Consider the following 6,195-nt stretch of genomic DNA (forward strand, 5'->3'; position numbering starts at 1 on the left):
CAAGACCGACATCCGCGACGCGGAAACGGTGGACGGCGACTACCTGCCCTTCGATCTGGCGGACGCCGGTCTGGACCGTACGCAGGAAATGCTGGCCGAGCTGATGGAGCTGTTCGGCGCGGGTGTGTTGAGTCCGTTGCCGGTTACGGCGTGGGATGTGCGGCGGGCGCGGGACGCCTTCCGCTATATGAGTCAGGCGAGGCACACGGGCAAGATCGTGCTGACCATGCCGCCTCGCTGGGACCCCGAGGGCACCGTGCTGATCACTGGTGGTACGGGCGGTCTGGGGAGTGAGTTGGCTCGGCATGTGGTGGCCGAGCACGGTGTGCGGCGTCTGTTGCTGACGAGCCGGCGTGGGCTGGATGCCCCGGGCGCCGTGGAGTTGCAGGCGGAGTTGATCGCGCATGGTGCCGAGGTGTCGGTGGTGGCGTGTGATGCGTCGGACCGGGACGCGGTGGCGGATGTGCTGGCCGGGATTCCCGTGAACCATCCGCTGACGGCGGTGGTGCATACGGCCGGTGTGCTGGACGACGGCGTGGTGGGGGCGCTGACGCCGGAGCGGGTGAGCAGGGTGTTGCGGCCGAAGGTCGACGCCGCCTGGCATCTGCATGAGCTGACCCGCCATCTGGACCTCGCCGCCTTCGTGGTGTTCTCGTCCGTGGCGGGCTCGATGGGTGCCCCGGGGCAGGCGAACTATGCCGCGGCCAACTCGTTCCTGGACGCGTTGATGATGCGCCGCCGGGCCGAGGGTGTCGCGGGGCAGTCGCTGGTGTGGGGGCCGTGGGCACAGGACAGCGGCATGACCCGCGGGCTCACCGAGACCGACATCCAGCGGATGAGCGCCGCCGGAATGCCGCCCATCAGCACCGAGCAGGGCATGGCCCTGTTCGACGCGGCAACCACCCTGCGACACCCCGTGGTGCTCACGGCCCAACTGAACCTCGTCGCACTCCGGGCCCAGGGCGCACCGGCCCCGGTGCTCCGCGGCCTGCTCGGCGCCGGGCCCCGCCCGGTGGCGCGGTCCACCGTCGTGGAGACGTCCGAGTCACTGCGGGGCCGGCTGCTGAACCTGCGGGCCGACGAGCGCGCCGAGCACATGGTCCGTCTGGTGCAGGAGCAGTCGGCCATGGTCCTGGGGTATGCGGCGGCCGAAAAGATCGACCCGGCACACCGGTTCAGCGATCTGGGATTCGACTCGCTGACCGCGGTCGAGCTGCGCAACCGGCTGAGCTCCGGCACCGGGCTGCGCCTGCTGTCCACCCTCATCTTCGACTACCCGACACCGGCGGTGTTGGCCGGATATCTGGTGAATGAACTCGTTCCCGCGGACGCCCCTGACCCGACGCCGTCCTGGATGGCGGATCTGGACCGCCTGGACGCCGCGCTGTCGGACGGCTTCTCCGACGAGGTCACCCGGACCGGGGTCGCCATCCGGCTCCGGCAGCTGCTCACGAAGGTGACCAAGGCCGAGGCGGAGAGCGACGGTCCCGGCGCCACCGACCGGCTCGAAGCGGCCAGTGCCGACGAGATTCTCGACTTCATCGACAACGAACTGGGCCGAATGAACGACCGGTGACCCCGGCGCCCAGCTTTCAGCCAAACACGGAGGATCACTTCCCATGCCTGACGACCGGAAGCTCGTCGACTATCTCAAGTGGGTCACCGCCGATCTGCACCAGACCCGTCAGCGGCTCCAGGAGGTCGAGGCGGGCAAACAGGAACCCATTGCGATCGTATCGATGGCCTGCCGCTACCCGGGCGGGGTGGCGTCGCCCGAAGACCTGTGGAGACTCGTCATCGGCGAAGGTGACGGCATCTCCGGATTCCCCACCTCCCGCGGCTGGGACCTGGACACGCTGTACGCCCCCGACCGGGACCCCCGCGGGAACACGAGCTATGTGCGTGAGGGTGGCTTCCTGCATGAGGCGGGGGAGTTCGACCCGGGGTTCTTCGGGATCTCGCCGCGTGAGGCGCTGGCGATGGATCCGCAGCAGCGGCTGCTGCTGGAGACCTCGTGGGAGGCGATCGAGCGGGCCGGGATCGACCCGCTCACGCTCCAGGGCAGCCGGACCGGTGTCTTCGCCGGAGTGATGTATCACGACTACGGTTCCGGCGCGGAGTTCCCCCAGGAGACGATGGCCTTCCTGGGCACCGGCACCGCGGGCAGCGTGATGTCGGGCCGGATCTCCTACACCCTGGGGCTCGAAGGCCCCACGGTGACGCTGGACACCGCATGCTCGTCGTCGCTGGTGGCGCTGCATCTGGCGGCTCAGGCGCTGCGCGGTGGCGAATGCACCCTGGCGCTTGCCGGTGGTGTGACGGTCATGGCCACGCCCGGCCCCTTCGTGGACTTCAGTGCGCAGGGCGGCCTGGCGGCCGATGGCCGGTGCAAGTCCTTCTCCGAGAGTGCTGATGGGGTGGGCTGGTCCGAAGGCGTCGGGATGCTGATGCTGGAGCGGCTGTCGGACGCCCAGCGCAATGGCCATGAGGTACTGGCCGTGTTGCGGGGCTCGGCGGTGAACCAGGACGGCGCTTCCAACGGGCTCACGGCGCCGAACGGCCCGGCCCAGCAGCGCGTCATCAAGCAGGCCCTGGCCGGCGCCGGGCTGTCCGCCACGGACATCGACGTCGTCGAGGCGCATGGCACCGGTACCACGCTGGGCGATCCCATCGAAGCACAGGCGCTGCTCGCGACGTACGGTCAGGGCCGCGACGAGCAACACCCGGTCCTGCTGGGCTCGATCAAGTCGAACATCGGCCACACCCAGGCCGCCTCCGGTGTCGCCGGGGTGATCAAGATGGTCATGGCGCTGCGACACGGCACGCTGCCGGCCACCCTGCACCTCGACGAGCCGACCTCGCATGTGGACTGGTCGGCGGGTGCGGCGAAGCTGCTGGCCGAGCGGACCGAGTGGCCGGAGACCGGGCGTCCGCGCCGCGCCGCGGTGTCGTCGTTCGGCATCAGCGGTACGAACGCCCACACCATCATCGAGCAGGCTCCGACGGTGGAGGCCGGGGACGACGACACGGCGACGCCGACCGCGGCCCCCGGCGAGCTGCCGGTGATGGTGTCCGGAAAGACGGTGGGCGCGCTGCGCGCACAGGCGGCGCGCATCGCCGAGCGCCTGGACGAGGACCAGGACGCCCGCCTTGTCGATGTGGTGTTCTCTTTGGCGACCACACGATCGGCGTTCGAGCATCGGGGCGTGGTGCCGGCCACCGACCGTGCCGGTGCCGTCGAGGGTCTGCGCGCGCTCGCGCACGGCACCTCCGCGCCGGGACTGCTCAGCGGGGCAGTGCGGTCGGGCGGTGGGCTCGGGGCGTTCTTCTCGGGGCAGGGCAGTCAGCGGGCGGGGATGGGCCGGGACTTGTACGGGCGGTTCCCGATGTTCGCCTGGGCCCTGGATGAGGTGTGTGCGGAGCTGGACCAGGGGCTGGACCGGCCGTTGCGGGAGGTGATGTTCGCCGAGCCCGGTTCGGCCGAGGCGGGGCTGTTGGACGAGACGGGGTGGACGCAGCCCGCGTTGTTCGCCATCGAGGTGGCGTTGTTCCGGCTGGTGGAGTCGTGGGGTGTCCGGCCGGACTGCCTGGCGGGTCATTCGATCGGTGAGATCGCGGCGGCGCATGTGGCCGGGGTGTTCTCGCTTGCGGACGCGTGCACGTTGGTGGCGGCGCGGGCCAGGCTGATGCAGGAGTTGCCGTCGGGTGGGGCGATGGTGTCGCTGCAGGCCACCGAGGATGAGGTCGCTCCGCATCTGACGGATGGGATGTCGATCGCGGCGGTCAACGGACCGCGCTCGGTGGTGATCGCGGGCGATGAGACGGTCGTACTGGAGCTCACGGCCCGGTTCGAGGCCGAGGGGCGTAAGACCAAGCGGCTGACGGTCAGCCACGCCTTCCACTCCCCGTTGATGGATCCGATGCTGGATGAGTTCCGGCGTGTGGTGGAGGGGCTGTCGTTCGCGGCGCCTCAGGTTCCGTTCGTCTCGAATGTGATCGGTGAAGTGGCGTCGGCCGAGCTGGTGTGCACGCCGGACTACTGGGTGCGGCATGTACGGGAGACCGTCCGGTTCGCCGACGGCGTGGCCGCGTTGAGCGCTGCTGGGGTGACCGCGTTTCTGGAGGTCGGACCCGACGGCGTACTCTCCTCCATGGCGCAGGACAGCCTGCCCGACCAGTCGGATGACACCGTCGTCATCCCCTCCCTGCGCAAGGATCGTGAGGACGAGGCAGCCCTGGTCGAGGCGCTGGCCAGGCTGCACATCGCCGGCGTCAAACTGGACTGGACAGCGTTCTTCGTCGGGACCGGGGCGCAGCGGGTGGACCTGCCCACGTACGCCTTCCAGCATGAGCACTACTGGCCGAACGCGCTGGTGAGGACCGGAGACGCGGGCGGCCTGGGACTGATGTCCGCCGAACACCCCCTGCTCGGCGCGGCCGTCGGCCTGGCGGACTCGGGCGGCGTACTGTTCACCGGCCGGCTGTCGCTGCGGTCGCATCCGTGGCTGGCCGACCACGCCGTGGGCGGTGTGGTGCTGTTCCCGGGGACCGGTTTTCTGGAGCTGGCGATCCGCGCCGGGGACCAGGTCGGCTGCGCACGGATCGAGGAATTCACCCTGGCCGAGCCGCTGGTGCTGGGCGAGCGGGACGCGGTCGCCGTCCAGCTGTGGGTGGGCCCGGCCGATGACTCGGGCCACCGGAACATCCACCTGTACTCACGTCCCGCCGACGCGGTGGAGCAACCGTGGGTGGAACACGCCTCCGGCGTCTTGGGCGCGGAGGAGCGCACCGCGGACTTCGACGCGTCCGTATGGCCGCCCGAGGGAGCTGTCGCGCTGGACCTCGACGGCTTCTACGAGCGGTTCGCCGAGGGCGGGTTCGGCTACGGCCCGCTGTTCCAGGGGCTCCGGGAGGCATGGGAGCGCGACGACGAGGTGTTCGCGGAGGTGGCGCTGCCGGAGCAGGCAGCGGACGCTGAATCGTTCGGCGTACACCCCGCCCTGCTGGACGCGGCCTTGCACGCCGTCTCGTTCGTGGATCTCGGGGAGCCGGGGCGCGGACTGCTGCCGTTCTCATGGAACGGTGTGTCCCTGCACTCAGGAGGCGCCTCCGTACTGCGGGTACGGTTGGCCAGGTCCGGGGCCGAATCGGTGTCCCTGACCGCCGCCGACGGGGTCGGCGCGCCGGTCATCTCGGTCGAGTCGCTGGCGCTGCGCCCGGTGACCGCCGATCAGCTGGCCGGCTCCGGTACGGCGCGACAGGACTCGCTGTACCGCCTGGAGTGGGTGCCGGCACCCGCGCTGACCTCCCCCATGGACGCGGTCGCCGCCTTGGACGTGGCCGAGCTGAGCACCGATGTGGCGTCCCTGGAAGGCAGCCCCGACCTGGTCGTCGTGGCACTCGACCCCGCTGATTCGATGGCCACCCCCGACGCCACCCCCGACGCCGTGCACGGGGTCACGGCACGGGTGCTCGGCCTGATCCAGGAGTGGCTGGCCGACGACCGGTTCGCCGACTCCCGTCTGCTCTTCGTCACCAGGGGAGCCATCGCGGCCGACGACGGTGCGACGGTGACCGACCTGGGCGGGGCCGCGGCATGGGGGCTGGTGCGCTCGGCCCAGTCCGAGCACCCGGGCAGGTTCCTGCTCGTCGACGTGGACGAGCGGGAGACCTCCATGTCCGCGCTGCCCGCGGCACTCGCCTCGGGCGAGCCCCAGGTCGTGGTGCGCGACGGCGTCGTACGCACCGGCCGACTCGCCCGAATGACCACGGGCACCAACCTGATGCCCCCGGCAGGTGCGCCGTGGCGGCTGGACAGCGGGCAGCGGGACCGGCTGGACAACCTCGCCCTGCAGACCGCCCCGGAGGCCACCAGGCCGCTGGCGGCCGGCGAGGTCCGGCTGTCCGTACACGCCGCCGGACTCAACTTCCGCGATGTGCTCAGCGCCCTGGGCATGTATCCCGGAGAGGCCGCGCCCATGGGCGGTGAGGCGGCCGGAGTGGTCGTCGAGACCGGCCCCGAGGTGACCGGGCTGCGGGTCGGCGACCGGGTGATGGGCCTGGTGGCCGGCTCCTTCACCCCTCGCATCGCCGTGGACCAGCGTGCGCTGGTGAAGGTCCCCGACGAGTGGTCGTTGGAGGATGCCGCGGCGGTGCCGCTGGTGTTCCTGACGGCGTATTACGGGTTGGTGGATT

At 70.7% G+C, this 6,195-nt stretch carries 2 protein-coding genes; both read left to right on the forward strand.

Features of this window, described 5'->3' with window-relative positions; genetic code table 11:
* Positions 1-1,576, forward strand: a 1,576-nt coding sequence (locus ACWDSL_RS51165; RefSeq protein ID WP_450496357.1) for an SDR family NAD(P)-dependent oxidoreductase, incomplete at its 5' end; no start/stop codon positions are given.
* 43 nt (positions 1,577-1,619) lie between these two features.
* Positions 1,620-6,195: beta-ketoacyl synthase N-terminal-like domain-containing protein (locus tag ACWDSL_RS51170; RefSeq protein WP_450496359.1), on the forward strand; the 4,576-nt coding region annotated here is incomplete at its 3' end.

This window comes from Streptomyces sp. NPDC000941, assembly GCF_053599555.1.